The sequence below is a fragment of the Pseudomonas sp. MT3 genome (assembly GCF_054720805.1).
Window position 1 is genome coordinate 77,102 of the sequence record NZ_JBTVPY010000004.1, and the last position, 15,982, is coordinate 93,083.

Sequence of the window (15,982 nt, forward strand, 5' to 3'; positions counted from 1 at the left end):
ATTTCCCCGGCCACATCGGTGCCGGGCGATTCGCGAGCAAGCTCGCTCCTACAGAATGGCTACTTGGCCACTGCCTGCGAGCCGCCGTCGAAGTCCACGGCTAATTCCCACGCCCCGGAAATTTCTCTCCCCGCCCCGTGACATCCTCCGTCTAGCCTGTAATATCCGCGGCGGCGCCAGTCCGACAAGTACAAACTGGCACAGCCCTTGCTCCTACCTCCGGTATCTGCGCATCGCGCCGGAAAAGTGACGGATATTTGGCATGGCCAAGAAAGATCAGACGCCTCCCTTCCCTGATGACCAGGCCCCCGGCAAGGGCAGGCTGAAGCTCATCATCCTTATCGCCCTGGCGTTCCTGCTGGCGGTGGGGCTGTCGGTCGGCGGTACCTGGTTCTTCCTCAGCAAGGGCGCCAAGCCCGCCGCCGAGGCCGAGGCGAAAGCCGAGGACGGCGCGGTGCCCGCCCGCAAGCAGGCGATCTACGAAATCCTCGCACCATCCTTCGTGGTCAACTTCAATCAGAACGGCCGCCAGCGTTACCTTCAGGTGTCGGTGGCGCTGATGGGCCGCGACCAGGGGCGGATGGATGCGCTGCGCGAGCAGATGCCGCTGGTGCGCAACCAACTGGTGATGCTGTTCTCCAGCCAGAATTTCGACTCGCTGGTGACCCCGGTGGGCAAGGAAATGCTGCGCCAGCAGGCCACGGCCAGCCTTCAGGAACTGGCGAAGAAGGCCACCGGTCAGTTGACCGTGGAGCAAGTGCTTTTCACCAACTTCGTATTGCAGTAGGTGCCCGTCATGGCCATGCAGGATCTACTTTCCCAGGACGAGATCGACGCGCTGCTGCACGGCGTCGACGACGGCTTGGTGGAAACCGAGTCCGACGTCGAGCCGGGGACGATCAAGTCCTACGACCTGACCAGTCAGGACCGTATCGTCCGGGGTCGCATGCCGACCCTGGAGATGATCAACGAACGCTTCGCCCGTTACACCCGCATCAGCATGTTCAACCTGCTGCGCCGTTCGGCGGACGTCGCCGTGGGCGGCGTGCAGGTGATGAAGTTCGGCGAGTACGTGCACTCGCTGTACGTGCCCACCAGCCTCAACCTGGTGAAGATGAAGCCGCTGCGCGGCACCGCGCTGTTCATCCTCGACGCCAAGCTGGTGTTCAAGCTGGTGGACAACTTCTTCGGCGGCGACGGCCGGCACGCCAAGATCGAGGGCCGCGAGTTCACCCCCACCGAGCTGCGAGTGGTGCGGATGGTCATCGAGCAGGCCTTCGTCGATCTCGCCGAGGCCTGGCACGCGGTGATGCCGATCACCTTCGAGTACGTCAACTCCGAGGTGAACCCGGCGATGGCCAACATCGTCAGCCCCAGCGAAGTGGTGGTGGTGTCCACCTTCCACATCGAACTGGACGGCGGCGGCGGCGACCTGCACATCACCCTGCCGTATTCGATGATCGAGCCGATCCGCGAGATGCTCGATGCCGGCTTCCAGTCCGACGTGGACGATCAGGACGAGCGCTGGATCAACGCCCTGCGCGAGGACATCCTCGACGTCAGCGTGCCGCTGGGCGCCACCGTCGTGCGCCGCCAGCTCAAGCTGCGCGACATCCTGCACATGCAGCCGGGCGACGTGATCCCGGTGGAGCTGCCCGAACACATGATCATGCGCGCCAACGGCGTGCCTTCCTTCAAGGTCAAGCTGGGTTCGCACAAGGGCAACCTGGCCTTGCAGATTCTCGACCCGCTCGAGCGCCCGCGCTGAGCAAGAGGACCCACCAATGGCAGACGAAGACAACGTGACTCCCGAAGAACAGGCCCTGGCCGATGAGTGGGCCGCCGCGCTCTCCGAGGCGGGCGACGCCACCCAGGACGACATCGATGCGCTGATGGCCCAGGGCGGCGCCACCCCGGTGGCACCGGCCGCGCCGCGCGCGCCGATGGAAGAATTCGGCATGGCGCCCAAGGCGCCGACCATCGCCGGCCTGGAAGGTCCGAACCTGGACGTGATCCTGGATATTCCGGTGACCATTTCCATGGAGGTCGGCAATTCCGACATCAGCATCCGCAACCTGCTGCAGCTCAACCAGGGCTCGGTGATCGAACTCGATCGCCTGGCCGGCGAGCCGCTGGACGTGCTGGTCAACGGCACCCTGATCGCCCACGGCGAGGTGGTGGTGGTGAACGAGAAGTTCGGCATCCGCCTCACAGATGTGATCAGTCCCAGCGAACGCATCAAGAAGTTGCGCTGACATGGCCCGCCTGTCCGCGATCCTCAGCGCCCTGCCGCTGGCGGGGCTGTCCCTGCTGGCGTTCGGCGAGGACGGCAAGGCGCCGGTGTCGACGCCCGCCATCGTCCATGCCAGCTCCACGCCCAGTGTGATCACCGGCAGCGCCGGCGCACAGCTGATGCAGTTGCTGCTGGGCCTGGTGCTGGTGGTCGGCCTGATTTTCCTGCTCGCCTGGTTGGTGCGTCGCGTGCAGCAGGTCGGTCCGCGCGGCAACCAGGCGATCCGCCTGGTGTCCAGCCAGGCCCTCGGCCCGCGTGACCGGCTGGTGCTGGTGCAGGTGGGCGAGGAGCAGATCCTGCTCGGCCTGACCCCCGGCCGCATCACCCCGTTGCACGTGCTGCGCCAGCCGGTGCACGCCGCCGACTCGGAACCGGCGCAGCCGGAATTCGCCCAGCGCCTGCTGGAGTTGCTGAACAAGGACAAGGGCCGCCCGCAGTGACCCGTTCGCCGAATCCTTCCGCTCTGCTCGGCGCGCTCAAGCGCAGCGCGCCGTTACTTCTGGGACTGCTGGCGCTGGTCGTGCCGCAGGCTTTTGCCGCCGATCCGACGCAGATCTCGGCGATCACCGTGACCACCAACGCGCAGGGGCAGCAGGAGTACTCGGTCAGCCTGCAGATCCTGCTGATCATGACCGCGCTGAGCTTCATCCCGGCGTTCGTCATGCTGATGACCAGCTTCACCCGGATCATCATCGTCTTCTCCATCCTGCGCCAGGCGCTGGGCCTGCAGAGCACGCCGTCGAACCAGGTACTGATCGGCCTGGCGCTGTTCCTCACCCTGTTCGTCATGGCGCCGGTGTTCGACAAGATCAACGCCAACGCGCTGCAGCCCTACCTCAACGAGCAGATCCCGGCGCAGGAGGCGATCAGCCGCGCCGAGGTGCCGCTGAAAGCCTTCATGCTGGCGCAGACCCGGCAGTCGGACCTGGAGCTGTTCGTGCGCCTGTCCAAGCGCACCGACATCCAGAGCGCCGACGCCACGCCGCTGACGATCCTGGTCCCGGCCTTCGTCACCTCGGAGTTGAAGACCGCGTTCCAGATCGGCTTCATGATCTTCATCCCGTTCCTGATCATCGACCTGGTGGTATCCAGCGTGCTGATGGCGATGGGCATGATGATGCTGTCGCCGCTGATCATCTCGTTGCCGTTCAAGATCATGCTGTTCGTGCTGGTGGACGGCTGGGCGCTGATCATCGGCACCCTGGCCGGCAGTTTCGGGACGGTGTAGCGATGCACGCTGCTGAACGACTGGAGCAGATATGACCCCCGAAGTCGCGGTAGACCTGTTTCGCGAAGCGCTCTGGCTGACGGCGATGATCGTCGCCATCCTGATCCTGCCCAGCCTGCTGGTGGGCCTGGTGGTGGCGATGTTCCAGGCCGCCACCCAGATCAACGAACAGACCCTGAGCTTCCTGCCGCGCCTGATCGTGGTGCTGCTCACCCTGATCGTGCTGGGGCCCTGGCTGATTCGGCAGCTGATGGAGTACACCCAGACGCTGTTCAACAGCATTCCGACGCTGATCGGCTGATGCTGGAGCTCACCAACGCGCAGATCGGCGGTTGGGTCGGGGCCTTCCTGTTCCCGCTGTTCCGCATCGCCGCGCTGCTGATGGTGATGCCCATCATCGGCACGCAACTGGTGCCGACCCGCGTGCGCCTCTACCTGTCCCTGGCGATCGCCGTGGTGCTGGTGCCGAACCTGCCGCCCATGCCGCAGGTGGACGCGCTGAGCGTGAAGGCCATGTTGCTGATCGGCGAGCAGATCCTCATCGGCGCCATGCTCGGTTTCACCCTGCAACTGATGTTCCACGCCTTCGTCATCGCCGGGCAGATCATCTCCATGCAGATGGGCCTGGGCTTCGCCTCGATGGTCGATCCCACCAACGGTATTTCGGTTCCGGTGCTCGGGCAGTTCTTCACCATGCTGGTGACCTTGCTGTTCCTGGCCATGAACGGACACCTGGTGGTGTTCGAGGTGCTGGCGGAAAGTTTCGTCACCCTGCCGGTGGGCGAGGGGCTGTCGAGCAATCACTTCATCACCGTGGCCGGCAAGCTCGGCTGGATCATCGGCGCCGGCCTGCTGCTGGCGTTGCCGGCGATCACCGCGCTGCTGGTGGTCAACCTGGCCTTCGGCGCCATGACCCGCGCCGCGCCACAGCTGAACATCTTCTCCATCGGCTTCCCGCTGACCCTGGTGATGGGCTTCATCATCGTCTGGATCGGCAGCGCCGACATTCTGTCGCAGTACCAGTCCCTCGCCAGCGAAGGGCTGCAACTGCTCCGCGAACTGGTTCGAGCGAGGTAGCCGGTGATGGCTGAAAGCGAGAGCGGTCAGGACAAGACAGAGGAACCCACGGAGAAACGGCGCCGGGAGGCGCGCGAGAAAGGTCAACTGCCGCGTTCGCGGGAGCTGAATACACTCGCCGTGCTCGTCGCCGGCGCCGGCGGCCTGCTGATCTATGGCGCGGGCCTGGCGGACGCGCTGATGCGCCTGATGCGCGGCAGCTTCGAGCTGTCCCGCGAGACGGTGATGAACAGCGACAACATGCTCAGCCTGCTGGCCACTGCCGGACGGATCGCCGGCGAGGGCTTGTGGCCGATCCTCGCGCTGCTGCTGGTGGCGGCCCTGCTGGGGCCGGTGGCCCTGGGCGGCTGGCTGTTCTCCAGCGAGGCGCTGGCACCCAAGTTCAACCGCCTGAACCCGCTGGAAGGGGTCAAGCGGATGTTTTCCGCCAAATCCCTGCTGGAACTGTTCAAGGCGCTGATCAAGTTCACCGTGGTGCTCGCCGTGGCGATCCTGGTGTTGCAGTCGGACAAGGACGACCTGCTGGCGATGGCCCACGAGCCCACTGGGCAGGCGCTGCTGCACTCCGCCAAGGTGGTCGGCTGGAGCGCCTTCTGGCTGGCCTGCAGCCTGATGCTGATCGCCGCCGTGGACGTGCCCTACCAGCTCTGGGACAACCGCCAGAAGCTGATGATGACCAAGCAGGAAGTGCGCGACGAGTACAAGGACTCCGAGGGCAAGCCGGAGGTCAAGGCCAAGGTCCGCCAGATGCAGCGCGAGATGGCACAGCGGCGGATGATGCAGGCGGTGCCGGACGCCGACGTGGTGATCACCAACCCGACGCACTTCGCCGTCGCCCTCAAGTACGACCCCGCAGCCTCCGGTGCGCCGCGCCTGCTGGCCAAGGGCAACGACTTCATGGCGCTGAAGATCCGCGAGGTGGCCCAGGAGCACAAGATCACGGTGCTGGAGTCGCCGGCGCTGGCGCGGGCGGTGTACTACTCCACCGAACTGGAGCACGAGATTCCCGCCGGTCTCTACCTCGCCGTCGCCCAGGTGCTGGCCTACGTCTACCAGCTCAAGCAGTTCCGCGCCGGCAAGGGCAAGCGCCCGGGGCCGATGCCGGACCTGCCGATCCCGCCGGATTTGCGGCGCGACGATTAGTGCGGCGCGTCCCGTTCCGACGGCTTGCGGGCTGTTTTTCAGCACGATGCCTGGGTAGTATCGCGTCACCCTGATTAGCGCCAGGAGGCGCAGGAAACGCTATGGAAAGCACTGTTCGTGACCGGGGGATCGCCGCAGCTTCTCCCCTCATCTATCTGGCCCTCAGCCTTGTACTGCCGTGGTGGTCGTTGGTGGCGCTGGTGGTCGCCTACATCGCTCTGTGTCGGACTGCACTCATCCTCACCCGCGACGTGGTGTTGAAGATGCTCGACCTGTTGCTTTCCATCGTGCTGATCTCGCTCGGAGTAGGAGCGCTGGTTGCGGGGATGCAGGTGGTGGCCTCGGACGGGGCCTTCGGTGGCTCTTCCAACTGAATCGACTGCTGATCAATCTGCTATCGACACTGGCGCTGATCTACCTAGTGCTCAGCCTCGGTTTCACTTGCGTGCGGGCCTGGCGTGGGCAGTTGCATACGCCGAAGCTGTCGATGGGGATCATTGAGGCGCTGCGTGGGCGGCGAGTGACCGCTTCCTGATTGGATGCTTCCGGGAGCTCCCGGGGGAGGGGGCGTCAAACCGCCCAATTCAGTTCGTAGGGTGGATAACTCTGAGCGCTATCCACCGTCTTGCTCGGTGTTTCTGCGCCGCTTCGGCGTGTGCGGAGAGGTTTTGTTTCGCCCTCCCGGGCGAGTCCCTTTTGCCAAACGTCGGATAGCCGCCCTCACAAAAGGAACCAAAAGGTCTTGCCCCTGCATCCGGCCCCGGCTTCGCCGGGGTGATTCGCTTCGCTCACTCTTCGGGCCAGCCTTCGGCTGTTACTTCGCAGCGCTTCGTTCCCCCCGCTCCATCGAAGTTTCAGGGGCCCGAACTAGGCGTCCCCCCACGAAGGGCCATCCCTGGCCCATCGCGGCTCTCGCGGCATCCATGCCGCTCGACCCCTGAAACTCCGATTCCACTCGGCCTCCTGAAGGGGCGCTCCGGTGCGTGCGGAGTTTTCTCTGGAAACCGCTTTGCTTTTCGTAGGAGCGAGCATGCTCGCGAACCCGCTTGCCGGCCTTGCCGGCCTTGCCGGCGGATCGCGGACGAAGTCCGCTCCTGCGGTGGAATCGGCTTTCGTACAAGCGGACTCCGTCCGCGATTCCCCATCCAGCATGGTGCTGGGCGGTTCGCGAGCAAGCTCGTTCCTACAGGTAATGGCGCGGGTGCCAAGTCGTCAAGACCGGGTATTTCCTTCGTTTCGAAGAAGTTGGAACGCTTCCTGCTAAACCCTCTGCAAACGCCCGCTTGGGCGTCAAAAGTTTGATCCGGCGGGCGCGAGTCCCGCCGCAGGGCAGGGGAGTCGAGGGTGGACCGCACGCAACTGATCAGCAACGTTCGCAGCAATCTGGCGGGCCTGGGCCGGGGCAATCTCGGCGTGCCGCTGCTGCTGCTGGCCATGCTGGGCATGATGACCCTGCCGATTCCACCGTTCCTGCTGGACGTGCTGTTCACGTTCAACATCGCCCTGTCCATCGTGGTCCTGCTGGTCTGCGTGTATGCGCTGCGGCCGCTGGACTTCGCCGTGTTCCCGACCATCCTGCTGGTCGCGACCCTGCTGCGCCTGGCGCTGAACGTCGCTTCCACCCGCGTGGTGCTGCTCCACGGCCATGACGGCCACGCCGCCGCCGGCAAGGTGATCCAGGCATTCGGCGAGGTGGTGATCGGCGGCAACTACGTGGTCGGCATCGTGGTCTTCGCGATCCTCATGATCATCAACTTCGTGGTGGTCACCAAGGGCGCCGGGCGTATCTCCGAGGTGAGCGCGCGCTTCACCCTCGACGCCATGCCCGGCAAGCAGATGGCTATCGACGCCGACCTCAACGCCGGCCTGATCGAGCAGGCGGAGGCCAAGAAGCGCCGCGCCGAGGTGGCCCAGGAGGCGGACTTCTACGGTTCGATGGACGGTGCCAGCAAGTTCGTCCGTGGCGACGCCGTCGCCGGCCTGCTGATTCTCTTCATCAACCTCATTGGCGGCGTGGCCATCGGCATGGTCCAGCACTCGATGAGCTTCGGCGACGCCGGCAAGGTCTACGCCCTGCTGACCATCGGTGACGGTCTGGTGGCGCAGCTGCCCTCGCTGCTGCTGTCCACCGCCGCGGCGATCATGGTGACCCGCGTTTCCAGCGCCGAGGACATGGGCCAGCAGGTCAACCGGCAGATGTTCGCCTCGCCCAAGGCGCTGGCGATTTCCGCCGCGATCCTGATCGCGATGGGGCTGGTGCCGGGCATGCCGCACGTTTCCTTCATTGGTCTCGGCGGTCTGGCTGCTGGCGGCGCGTACCTGATCTGGCAACGCCAGCGCCAGGCGGCGCAGCAGGCCGAGCAGGAAACCCAGCGCCAGCAGGAACTGCTGCCGGCCCAGCGCGCCCAGGAAACCAAGGAACTGGGCTGGGACGATGTGACCCCGGTGGACATGGTTGGCCTGGAGGTCGGTTACCGCCTGATTCCGCTGGTGGACCGCAACCAGGGCGGCCAGTTGCTGGCGCGGATCAAGGGCGTACGCAAGAAGCTGTCCCAGGACCTGGGCTTCCTGATGCCCTCGGTACACATCCGCGACAACCTCGACCTGCTGCCCAACGCCTACCGCCTGACGCTGATGGGCGTGAGCGTGGCCGAAGCCGAGATCTACCCGGACCGCGAGCTGGCGATCAACCCTGGCCAGGTGTTCGGCACCCTCAACGGTATTGCCGGCAAGGACCCGGCATTCGGGCTTGAAGCGGTGTGGATCGAGCCGTCCCAGCGCGACCAGGCGCAGTCCCTGGGCTACACCGTGGTGGACGCCAGCACCGTGGTCGCCACCCACCTCAACCAGGTGCTGCACAAGCACGCCCACGAGCTGCTCGGCCACGAGGAGGTCCAGCAACTGATGCAACTGCTGGCCAAGACTTCGCCCAAGCTCGCCGAAGAGCTGGTGCCGGGGATGATTTCCCTGTCGACTCTGCTCAAGGTCCTGCAGGCGCTGCTGCAGGAGCAGGTGCCGGTGCGTGACATCCGCACCATCGCCGAGGCCATCGCCAACGTTGCCGCCAAGAGTCAAGATCCCGCCGCGATGGTGGCGGCGGTTCGCGTCGCGCTGTCCCGCGCAATCGTGCAAACCATTGTGGGACTAGAGCCGGAGCTGCCTGTGATTACCCTGGAACCCAGGTTGGAACAGATATTGCTCAATAGTCTTCAGAAGGCCGGACAGGGCTCCGAAGACGGCATGTTGCTGGAGCCCGGAATGGCCGAAAAGCTGCAACGCTCGATGGTCGAGGCGGCGCAGCGCCAGGAAATGCTCGGCAAGCCGGCGATCCTGCTGGTGGCCGGTCCGGTCCGCGCAATGATGTCCCGATTCGCGCGGATGGCGGTCCCCACCATGCACGTGCTGGCTTACCAGGAAATCCCGGACAACAAACAAGTCACTATCGTTGCCACCGTTGGGCAGCAATAGTCGGAAGTTGGATAGAGTGCATCGAGGTCCCAGGCCATGCAGGTAAAACGCTTCTTCGCCGCCGATATGCGTCAGGCCATGAAACTGGTCCGCGACGAGTTGGGCCCGGACGCCGCGATCATCGGCAATCGCCGTGTCGCCGGCGGCGTCGAGCTGACCGCGGCGCTGGACTACCAGGCCCCGGTGGCGGCGAGCAAGCCGAACCCGGCACTGGAAGCCGAACTGCGCAAGACCCAGGCGCGCATCGCCGAGGCCAAGGCCGAACTGAGCGAGCCGGCCCGCATGAGCGAGGCCGTGCGCAAGGACCGTCAAATGTACGGCGCCGAAGCGCCGCGTCGCAGCGCTGCCGAAACCCTCGCCGAAACCATGACCGCACCGGCGGCCGCCAGCGTCGGCCAACAGGCGCTGGACGCCATGCGCTTCGAGCTCAACGGCCTGCGTGAACTGATCGAAGTGCAACTGGGCTCCATTGCCTGGAGCCAGTTGCAGAACCAGCGTCCGAAGCAGGCCAACCTGTGGCGTCGCCTGCAGCGTATGGGCCTGCCGGCGGACCTGTCGCGCAGCCTGCTGGAGAAAGTGGCCTCCATCGCCGAGCCGAAACAGGCCTGGCGCATGCTGCTGGCGCACCTGGCGCGCTCGATCAGCACCCCGGAAATCGACCTGCTGGAGCAGGGCGGAGTGGTCGCGCTGGTCGGTCCGGCAGGCATGGGCAAGACCACCACCCTGGCCAAGCTGGCCGCTCGCTACGTACTGAAGTACGGCGCGCAGAGCATCACCCTGGTGTCGATGGACAGCTTCCGCATCGGCGCGCAGGAGCAGATCAAGACCCTCGGCCGCATCCTCAACGTGCCGGTGACCCTGATCGATCCGGGCCAGTCGCTGATCCAGGCGATGGCGCCGCTGGCGCGCAAGCGCCTGGTGCTGATCGATACCGCCGGCCTGCCCGCCAACGATCCGGCGCTGCGCATGCAGCTCGAAGCGCTGGCTGCGCAGAGCCTGAACGTGAAGAATTACCTCGTGCTGGCCGCGACCAGCCAGAGCCAGGTGCTCAAGGCCGCCTGGCAGAACTATCGTTCGTGCGGCCTGGCCGGGTGCGTCCTGACCAAGCTGGACGAAGCCGGCAGCCTCGGCGAAGCTCTGGCTCTGGCTATCGGTCAGCGTCTCCCGGTAGCCTATCTGGCGGATGGTCCGCGGATTCCGGATGATCTGCAGGTGGCGCGCAGTCACCAGTTGGTCAGCCGCGCGGTGAGTCTGCAGGCGTCGGAAGAACCGAGCGAGGATGCGATGGCCGACATGTTCGCCGGCCTGTACCAGCAGCCGGTGCGTTGCGCCGGTTGAGCGAATTGAACGGCCCCGTGGTGGGGCGAAGGGCGGCCGACAGGGCCACCCGGCGATGCGGATGCTCTGGGAGACGATCCGCGAACGCCGGAAGCGGTAGAGCACCGCGGCCGGCAGGACCGCAGCGCCAGGGGGCGCGGCGGTCGAACGACGAGACAAGGTATTGATATGGGCATGCATCCTGTACAGGTAATCGCAGTCACCGGCGGCAAGGGTGGTGTCGGCAAGACCAATGTGTCGGTGAACCTGTCGCTGGCGCTGGCCGATCTGGGCCGTCGCGTCATGCTGCTGGACGCCGACCTGGGCCTGGCCAACGTCGACGTGCTGCTGGGCCTGACGCCCAAGCGCACGCTGGCCGACGTCATCGAAGGCGAATGCGACCTGCGCGACGTGATCCTCCAGGGCCCCGGCGGCGTGCGCATCGTCCCGGCGGCCTCCGGCACGCAGAGCATGGTGCACCTCACGCCGATGCAGCACGCCGGCCTGATCCAGGCCTTCAGCGACATCAGCGACAACATCGACGTGCTGGTGGTGGACACCGCCGCCGGCATCGGCGACTCGGTGGTGAGCTTCGTCCGCGCAGCGCAGGAAGTGCTGCTGGTCGTCTGTGATGAACCCACTTCCATCACCGACGCCTACGCTTTGATCAAGCTGCTCAACCGCGACTACGGCATGACCCGCTTCCGCGTACTGGCGAACATGGCGCACAGCCCCCAGGAGGGCCGCAACCTGTTCGCCAAGCTGACCAAGGTCACCGACCGCTTCCTCGACGTGGCGCTGCAGTACGTGGGCGCCATCCCGTACGACGAATCGGTGCGCAAGGCGGTGCAGAAGCAGCGTTCGGTGTATGAGGCGTTTCCGCGCAGCAAGGCTTCCCTGGCCTTCCGCGCGATAGCGCAGAAAGTCGACAGCTGGCCGCTGCCGGCCAATCCGCGAGGGCACCTGGAGTTCTTCGTCGAACGCCTGGTGCAGCATCCGACCACGGGTTCGGCCGTATGATGACGGCCTCCGGAGCGCGTATGTACAGCAAGGCGCAGGCGCAGAACTCCCAGGACCAACTGATCCAGCGGTACGCGCCGCTGGTCAAGCGTATCGCCTACCACCTGCTCGGCCGCCTGCCGGCCAGCGTGCAGGTGGAGGACCTGATGCAGGCCGGCATGATCGGCCTGCTGGAAGCCTCGAAGAAATACGACGCCGGCAAGGGCGCGAGCTTCGAAACCTATGCTGGCATCCGCATCCGTGGCGCCATGCTCGACGAGGTGCGCAAGGGCGACTGGGCCCCGCGTTCGGTGCATCGCAACACCCGCATGGTCAGTGATGCGATCCGCGCCGTCGAGGCCAGAACCGGTCGTGACGCTAAAGATCAGGAAGTTGCTGCCGAACTCAATATGAGTCTCGAAGATTATTACGGCATCCTCAGCGACACCCAGGGCAGCCGGCTGTACAGCTTCGACGATCTGCTGCAGGACGGCGAGCAGGGCAGCGGCCTGGCCGAAGATGCTTCGCACCAGGGCAACGAGCCCGCCCACGGTCTGGAAGACGAACGCTTCCAGGCGGCGCTCGCCGACGCCATCACCAAGCTGCCCGAACGCGAGCGGCTGGTGCTGGCGCTGTACTACGACGAGGAACTGAACCTCAAGGAGATCGGCGAAGTGCTGGGCGTCAGCGAATCCCGGGTCAGCCAGTTGCACAGCCAGTGCGCCGCGCGCCTGCGGGCACGCCTGGCGGAGTGGCGAGCGCACTGAGCTTCGGGTAGTTTCGCGTCGGATTTTTCTTGCGAGAAAGCCTCAGGTCTTGAGTTTTCTCCTGGGCGCCGTCCCTTTGACGCCGCCCACACGGGATGAGCGCACGCCGCTCAATGAATTGACGGTACGCCCGCCAGGACGTGCCTGGTATCGATGGAGGTCGGTTTGGACAAGAATATGAAAATTCTCATCGTGGACGATTTTTCCACGATGAGGCGCATCATCAAGAACCTCCTGCGGGACCTGGGGTTCACCAACACCGCGGAGGCCGACGACGGCACCACCGCGCTGCCGATGCTGCACAGCGGCAATTTCGACTTCCTCGTCACCGACTGGAACATGCCCGGCATGACCGGCATCGACCTGCTGCGCGCGGTGCGCGCCGACGAGCGCCTGAAGCACCTGCCGGTGCTGATGGTCACCGCCGAGGCCAAGCGCGACCAGATCATCGAAGCGGCCCAGGCCGGGGTCAACGGCTATGTGGTCAAGCCTTTCACCGCTCAGGTGCTGAAAGAAAAGATCGAGAAGATTTTCGAGCGGGTCGGCAGCTAGTAGGGTCTGTTGATGTTTCGCCGCTTGCGCCGAAACACCAACAGCCCCTCGCATCAAGAGGGCGTCATGGATCTCGTCAACGAATCCGCGGGTGACTTCGAGTCGACCCTGAAAAAACACGCGCGCGAATTGGTCGATTGCCTGGAGCAGGGTGATGTGCAGACCGCCGTGCAACTGATCTCCGAGCTCAACCAGGCGCGCGATCGCGGGCTCTACCAGGAAGTCGGCAAGCTCACCCGCGAGCTGCACAACGCCATCGTCAACTTCCAGATCGATCCCAGTTCCCCGCGCGCCCAGGAAGTCTCGCAGATCGCCGACGCCACCGACCGCCTGTCCTACGTGGTGACGATGACCGAGAAAGCGGCCAACCGCACCATGGACCTGGTGGAAGAGTGCACCCCGGTGGTGATGCACATCGAGACCCAGGCCAAGGCGCTGCAGGAAGACTGGTCGCGCTTCATGCGTCGCGAGCTGGGCCCCGACGCCTTCCGCGACCTGGCCAAGCGCGTCGAGCAGTTCCTCTACATCAGCGCCCAGGACAGCCGCAAGCTCTCCGCGCACCTCAACGACATCCTCCTCGCACAGGACTTCCAGGACCTCACCGGGCAGGTGATCAAGCGCGTCACCAGGCTGGTCACCGAGGTCGAGGCGAACCTGGTCAAGCTGGTCTGGATGGCCGGCCAGGTGGACCGTTACGCGGGCATCGAGCACGACCACGACGGCATGCGCGACGCGGTGGAAAAAGAAAGATCGTCCAAGGGTGAAGGTCCGCAGATCGCTGCCGATACAAGAAAGGACGTCGTATCCGGTCAGGACGATGTCGACGATCTGTTGTCCAGCCTTGGTTTTTAAGCGTCCGCTGACGCTGTAGAGGGAGCACCGAATGAGCTTCGACGCCGATGACGAGATCCTCCAGGACTTCCTGGTGGAGGCCGGCGAGATCCTCGAGCAACTGTCCGAGCAACTGGTCGAGCTGGAAAGCCGACCCGATGACATGGACCTGCTCAATGCGATTTTCCGTGGGTTCCACACCGTCAAGGGCGGCGCGGGCTTTCTCCAGCTGAACGCGCTGGTGGAGTGCTGCCACATCGCCGAGAACGTGTTCGACATCCTGCGCAAGGGCGAGCGCCGCGTGGATGCCGAACTGATGGACGTGGTCCTGCAGGCGCTGGACACCGTCAACGTCATGTTCCAGCAAGTGCGCGATGCGCAAGAGCCGACCCCGGCCACGCCTGAGCTGCTGGCGGCGCTGTCGCGCCTGGCCGAGCCGGGGGCCGCTCCCGCCGAAACTCCCGCTGCGGTCGTTGCCGAGCCTGTCGTTGAAGAAGCCCCGGCCGCTGCGGCCGCGTATGGCGACATCACCGACGCCGAGTTCGAACAGCTGATGGATGCCCTCGAGCCTGCCGCAGAAGCCCCTGCCGCGCCGGTTGGCAGCGGTGGCGACGACATCACCGACGACGAATTCGAAGCACTGCTCGACCAGTTGCACGGCAAGGGCCAGTTCAGCGCTGCTGCCAAGGAACCCGTCAGCGCGGCTCCGGCACCGGTTGCCGAGGCGCCCGCCGCCGGTGCTGGCGACGAGATCAGCGACGACGAGTTCGAAGCGCTGCTCGACCAGCTGCACGGCAAGGGCCAGTTCACCGGCGCGAAGGAAGAAGCCGCCGCTCCCGTCGAGGCTGCTGCTGCCGAGGTCAAGCCCGAGGAAGCTCCGGCTGCCGGTGGCGACGACAACATCACCGACGACGAATTCGAGAAGCTGCTCGACGAGCTGCACGGCAAGGGCCAGTTCACTGGCGCGAAGGAAGAGCCGGTCGCAGCTGCACCATCCAATGCACAGCCCAAAGCGGCTGCTGCACCTGCGCCCAAGCCCGCTGCCGCTCCGGCGCCGGCCGCTGCCGCCAAGCCTGCTGCGGCCAAGCCCGCCGCTGCCGCTGCAGAGAAACCGGCCAACGAAGCGGAAACCACCGTGCGCGTGGACACCGCGCGCCTGGACGAGATCATGAACATGGTCGGCGAACTGGTGCTGGTGCGTAACCGCCTGGTGCGCCTGGGCGCCAACAGCGGCGACGAGGCGATGGCCAAGGCCGTCTCCAACCTCGATGTGGTCACCGCTGACTTGCAGTCAGCGGTCATGAAGACCCGCATGCAGCCGATCAAGAAGGTCTTCGGGCGCTTCCCGCGCCAGGTCCGCGACCTGGCTCGCAGCCTGAAGAAAGAGATCAACCTGGAACTGATCGGCGAAGAGACCGACCTCGACAAGAACCTGGTCGAGGCCCTGGCCGACCCGTTGGTGCACCTGGTGCGCAACGCCGTGGACCACGGCATCGAAGGCCCCGACGAGCGCGAGGCCGCCGGCAAGTCGCGTTCGGGCAAGGTGGTGCTGTCCGCCGAGCAGGAAGGCGACCACATCCTGTTGTCGATCTCCGACGACGGCAAGGGCATGGACCCGGACGTGCTGCGCGCCAAGGCCGTGGAGAAGGGCCTGCTGGACAAGGATGCGGCCGATCGCCTGTCCGAGTCCGACTGCTACAACCTGATCTTCGCCCCGGGCTTCTCGACCAAGACCGAGATCTCCGACGTCTCCGGCCGTGGTGTCGGCATGGACGTGGTGAAGACCAAGATTTCCCAGCTCAACGGCATCATCAACATCTACTCGACCAAGGGCCAGGGCTCGAAGATCGTCATCAAGGTCCCGCTGACCCTGGCGATCATGCCGACCCTGATGGTGATGCTGGGCAACCAGGCCTTCGCCTTCCCGCTGGTCAACGTCAACGAGATATTCCACCTCGACCTGTCGAACACCAACGTGGTCGACGGCCAGGAAGTGGTGATCGTCCGCGACAAGGCCCTGCCGTTGTTCTACCTCAAGCGCTGGCTGGTGCCGGGCGCGCAGTATGACGAGCCGGGCGAGGGCCATGTGGTGATCCTCTCCGTGGGCACCCAGCGCATCGGCTTCGTGGTCGACCAACTGGTGGGCCAGGAAGAGGTGGTGATCAAGCCGCTGGGCAAGATGCTGCAGGGCACGCCGGGCATGGCCGGGGCCACCATCACCGGGGACGGGCGCATCGCGCTGATCCTCGATGTGCCGAGCATGCTCAAGCGCTACGCGCGGCGTATCTGATTCTTGCGCGTGTGGGG

At 65.2% G+C, this 15,982-nt stretch carries 16 protein-coding genes; all 16 read left to right on the forward strand.

The genetic code is table 11. From position 1 onward, the window contains the following. Nucleotides 1–262: 262 nt before the first annotated feature. The 16 genes from fliL to ACYCAX_RS05580 all read left to right on the forward strand — a co-directional run bounded on the left by fliL (nt 263) and on the right by ACYCAX_RS05580 (nt 15,965). The gene (gene fliL / locus ACYCAX_RS05505) at nt 263–787 is read left to right on the forward strand and encodes a flagellar basal body-associated protein FliL (protein WP_460247554.1); all 525 of its coding nucleotides are present in this window, start codon (nt 263–265) and stop codon (nt 785–787) included. Between the two features lie 9 nt (nt 788–796). Further along, nucleotides 797–1,768, forward strand: a complete 972-nt coding sequence (gene fliM, locus ACYCAX_RS05510) for a flagellar motor switch protein FliM (protein ID WP_015476531.1) — start codon at nt 797–799, stop codon at nt 1,766–1,768. Nucleotides 1,769–1,784: 16 nt separating this feature from the next. Next, the gene (gene fliN / locus ACYCAX_RS05515; RefSeq protein WP_460247555.1) at nt 1,785–2,255 is read left to right on the forward strand and encodes a flagellar motor switch protein FliN; all 471 of its coding nucleotides are present in this window, start codon (nt 1,785–1,787) and stop codon (nt 2,253–2,255) included. A 1-nt stretch (nt 2,256) separates the two neighbouring features. Next, nucleotides 2,257–2,733 (forward strand): flagellar biosynthetic protein FliO, encoded by a 477-nt coding sequence (fliO, locus tag ACYCAX_RS05520; RefSeq protein WP_015476533.1) that lies wholly within the window; start codon nt 2,257–2,259, stop codon nt 2,731–2,733. A gap of 59 nt (nt 2,734–2,792) precedes the next feature. Then, complete coding sequence (gene fliP, locus ACYCAX_RS05525) at nt 2,793–3,521, forward strand: flagellar type III secretion system pore protein FliP (RefSeq protein WP_086009603.1); 729 nt, start codon at nt 2,793–2,795, stop codon at nt 3,519–3,521. 31 nt (nt 3,522–3,552) lie between these two features. Continuing rightward, a complete protein-coding gene (fliQ, locus tag ACYCAX_RS05530) occupies nt 3,553–3,822 on the forward strand; it encodes a flagellar biosynthesis protein FliQ (protein WP_015476535.1) in 270 nt (89 codons plus the stop codon). Continuing rightward, nucleotides 3,822–4,598 (forward strand): flagellar biosynthetic protein FliR, encoded by a 777-nt coding sequence (fliR, locus tag ACYCAX_RS05535; RefSeq protein ID WP_015476536.1) that lies wholly within the window; start codon nt 3,822–3,824, stop codon nt 4,596–4,598. Before fliQ ends, fliR begins: the two co-directional genes overlap by 1 nt. Before the next feature lie 6 nt (nt 4,599–4,604). Then, entirely contained in the window at nt 4,605–5,741 is a 1,137-nt protein-coding gene (gene flhB, locus ACYCAX_RS05540; RefSeq protein ID WP_460247556.1) for a flagellar biosynthesis protein FlhB, read from the forward strand. Between the two features lie 101 nt (nt 5,742–5,842). Then, nucleotides 5,843–6,115, forward strand: a complete 273-nt coding sequence (locus tag ACYCAX_RS05545) for a hypothetical protein (protein WP_460247557.1) — start codon at nt 5,843–5,845, stop codon at nt 6,113–6,115. Nucleotides 6,116–7,085: 970 nt separating this feature from the next. Continuing rightward, on the forward strand, nt 7,086–9,209 hold the full coding sequence (flhA, locus tag ACYCAX_RS05550) for a flagellar biosynthesis protein FlhA (RefSeq protein WP_294973446.1): 2,124 nt from the start codon (nt 7,086–7,088) through the stop codon (nt 9,207–9,209). Nucleotides 9,210–9,245: 36 nt separating this feature from the next. Then, nucleotides 9,246–10,547 (forward strand): flagellar biosynthesis protein FlhF, encoded by a 1,302-nt coding sequence (flhF, locus tag ACYCAX_RS05555; RefSeq protein ID WP_460247558.1) that lies wholly within the window; start codon nt 9,246–9,248, stop codon nt 10,545–10,547. A gap of 168 nt (nt 10,548–10,715) precedes the next feature. Then, nucleotides 10,716–11,546, forward strand: coding sequence for a flagellar synthesis regulator FleN (gene fleN / locus ACYCAX_RS05560; protein WP_015476555.1), 831 nt, complete (start codon nt 10,716–10,718; stop codon nt 11,544–11,546). Continuing rightward, on the forward strand, nt 11,543–12,292 hold the full coding sequence (gene fliA / locus ACYCAX_RS05565; protein ID WP_041711844.1) for an RNA polymerase sigma factor FliA: 750 nt from the start codon (nt 11,543–11,545) through the stop codon (nt 12,290–12,292). Before fleN ends, fliA begins: the two co-directional genes overlap by 4 nt. A 177-nt stretch (nt 12,293–12,469) precedes the next feature. Further along, on the forward strand, nt 12,470–12,844 hold the full coding sequence (locus ACYCAX_RS05570; RefSeq protein WP_085988857.1) for a chemotaxis response regulator CheY: 375 nt from the start codon (nt 12,470–12,472) through the stop codon (nt 12,842–12,844). A 66-nt stretch (nt 12,845–12,910) separates the two neighbouring features. After that, nucleotides 12,911–13,696, forward strand: coding sequence for a protein phosphatase CheZ (locus ACYCAX_RS05575; RefSeq protein ID WP_015476558.1), 786 nt, complete (start codon nt 12,911–12,913; stop codon nt 13,694–13,696). A 31-nt stretch (nt 13,697–13,727) separates the two neighbouring features. After that, entirely contained in the window at nt 13,728–15,965 is a 2,238-nt protein-coding gene (locus tag ACYCAX_RS05580) for a chemotaxis protein CheA (protein WP_460247560.1), read from the forward strand. The last annotated feature ends 17 nt before the right edge of the window (nt 15,966–15,982 follow it).

What these genes read in the sequence shown, in the direction of transcription:
- ACYCAX_RS05545 (WP_460247557.1), top strand. Translation starts at nt 5,843, where the DNA reads ATGGAAAGCACTGTTCGTGACCGGGGGATCGCCGCAGCTTCTCCCCTC.
- ACYCAX_RS05580 (WP_460247560.1), top strand. Translation starts at nt 13,728, where the DNA reads ATGAGCTTCGACGCCGATGACGAGATCCTCCAGGACTTCCTGGTGGAG.
- fliN (WP_460247555.1), top strand. Translation starts at nt 1,785, where the DNA reads ATGGCAGACGAAGACAACGTGACTCCCGAAGAACAGGCCCTGGCCGAT.
- flhB (WP_460247556.1), top strand. Translation starts at nt 4,605, where the DNA reads ATGGCTGAAAGCGAGAGCGGTCAGGACAAGACAGAGGAACCCACGGAG.
- ACYCAX_RS05575 (WP_015476558.1), top strand. Translation starts at nt 12,911, where the DNA reads ATGGATCTCGTCAACGAATCCGCGGGTGACTTCGAGTCGACCCTGAAA.
- flhF (WP_460247558.1), top strand. Translation starts at nt 9,246, where the DNA reads ATGCAGGTAAAACGCTTCTTCGCCGCCGATATGCGTCAGGCCATGAAA.
- fliM (WP_015476531.1), top strand. Translation starts at nt 797, where the DNA reads ATGGCCATGCAGGATCTACTTTCCCAGGACGAGATCGACGCGCTGCTG.
- fliR (WP_015476536.1), top strand. Translation starts at nt 3,822, where the DNA reads ATGCTGGAGCTCACCAACGCGCAGATCGGCGGTTGGGTCGGGGCCTTC.
- fliO (WP_015476533.1), top strand. Translation starts at nt 2,257, where the DNA reads ATGGCCCGCCTGTCCGCGATCCTCAGCGCCCTGCCGCTGGCGGGGCTG.
- fliA (WP_041711844.1), top strand. Translation starts at nt 11,543, where the DNA reads ATGATGACGGCCTCCGGAGCGCGTATGTACAGCAAGGCGCAGGCGCAG.
- ACYCAX_RS05570 (WP_085988857.1), top strand. Translation starts at nt 12,470, where the DNA reads ATGAAAATTCTCATCGTGGACGATTTTTCCACGATGAGGCGCATCATC.
- fliL (WP_460247554.1), top strand. Translation starts at nt 263, where the DNA reads ATGGCCAAGAAAGATCAGACGCCTCCCTTCCCTGATGACCAGGCCCCC.
- fliQ (WP_015476535.1), top strand. Translation starts at nt 3,553, where the DNA reads ATGACCCCCGAAGTCGCGGTAGACCTGTTTCGCGAAGCGCTCTGGCTG.
- fleN (WP_015476555.1), top strand. Translation starts at nt 10,716, where the DNA reads ATGGGCATGCATCCTGTACAGGTAATCGCAGTCACCGGCGGCAAGGGT.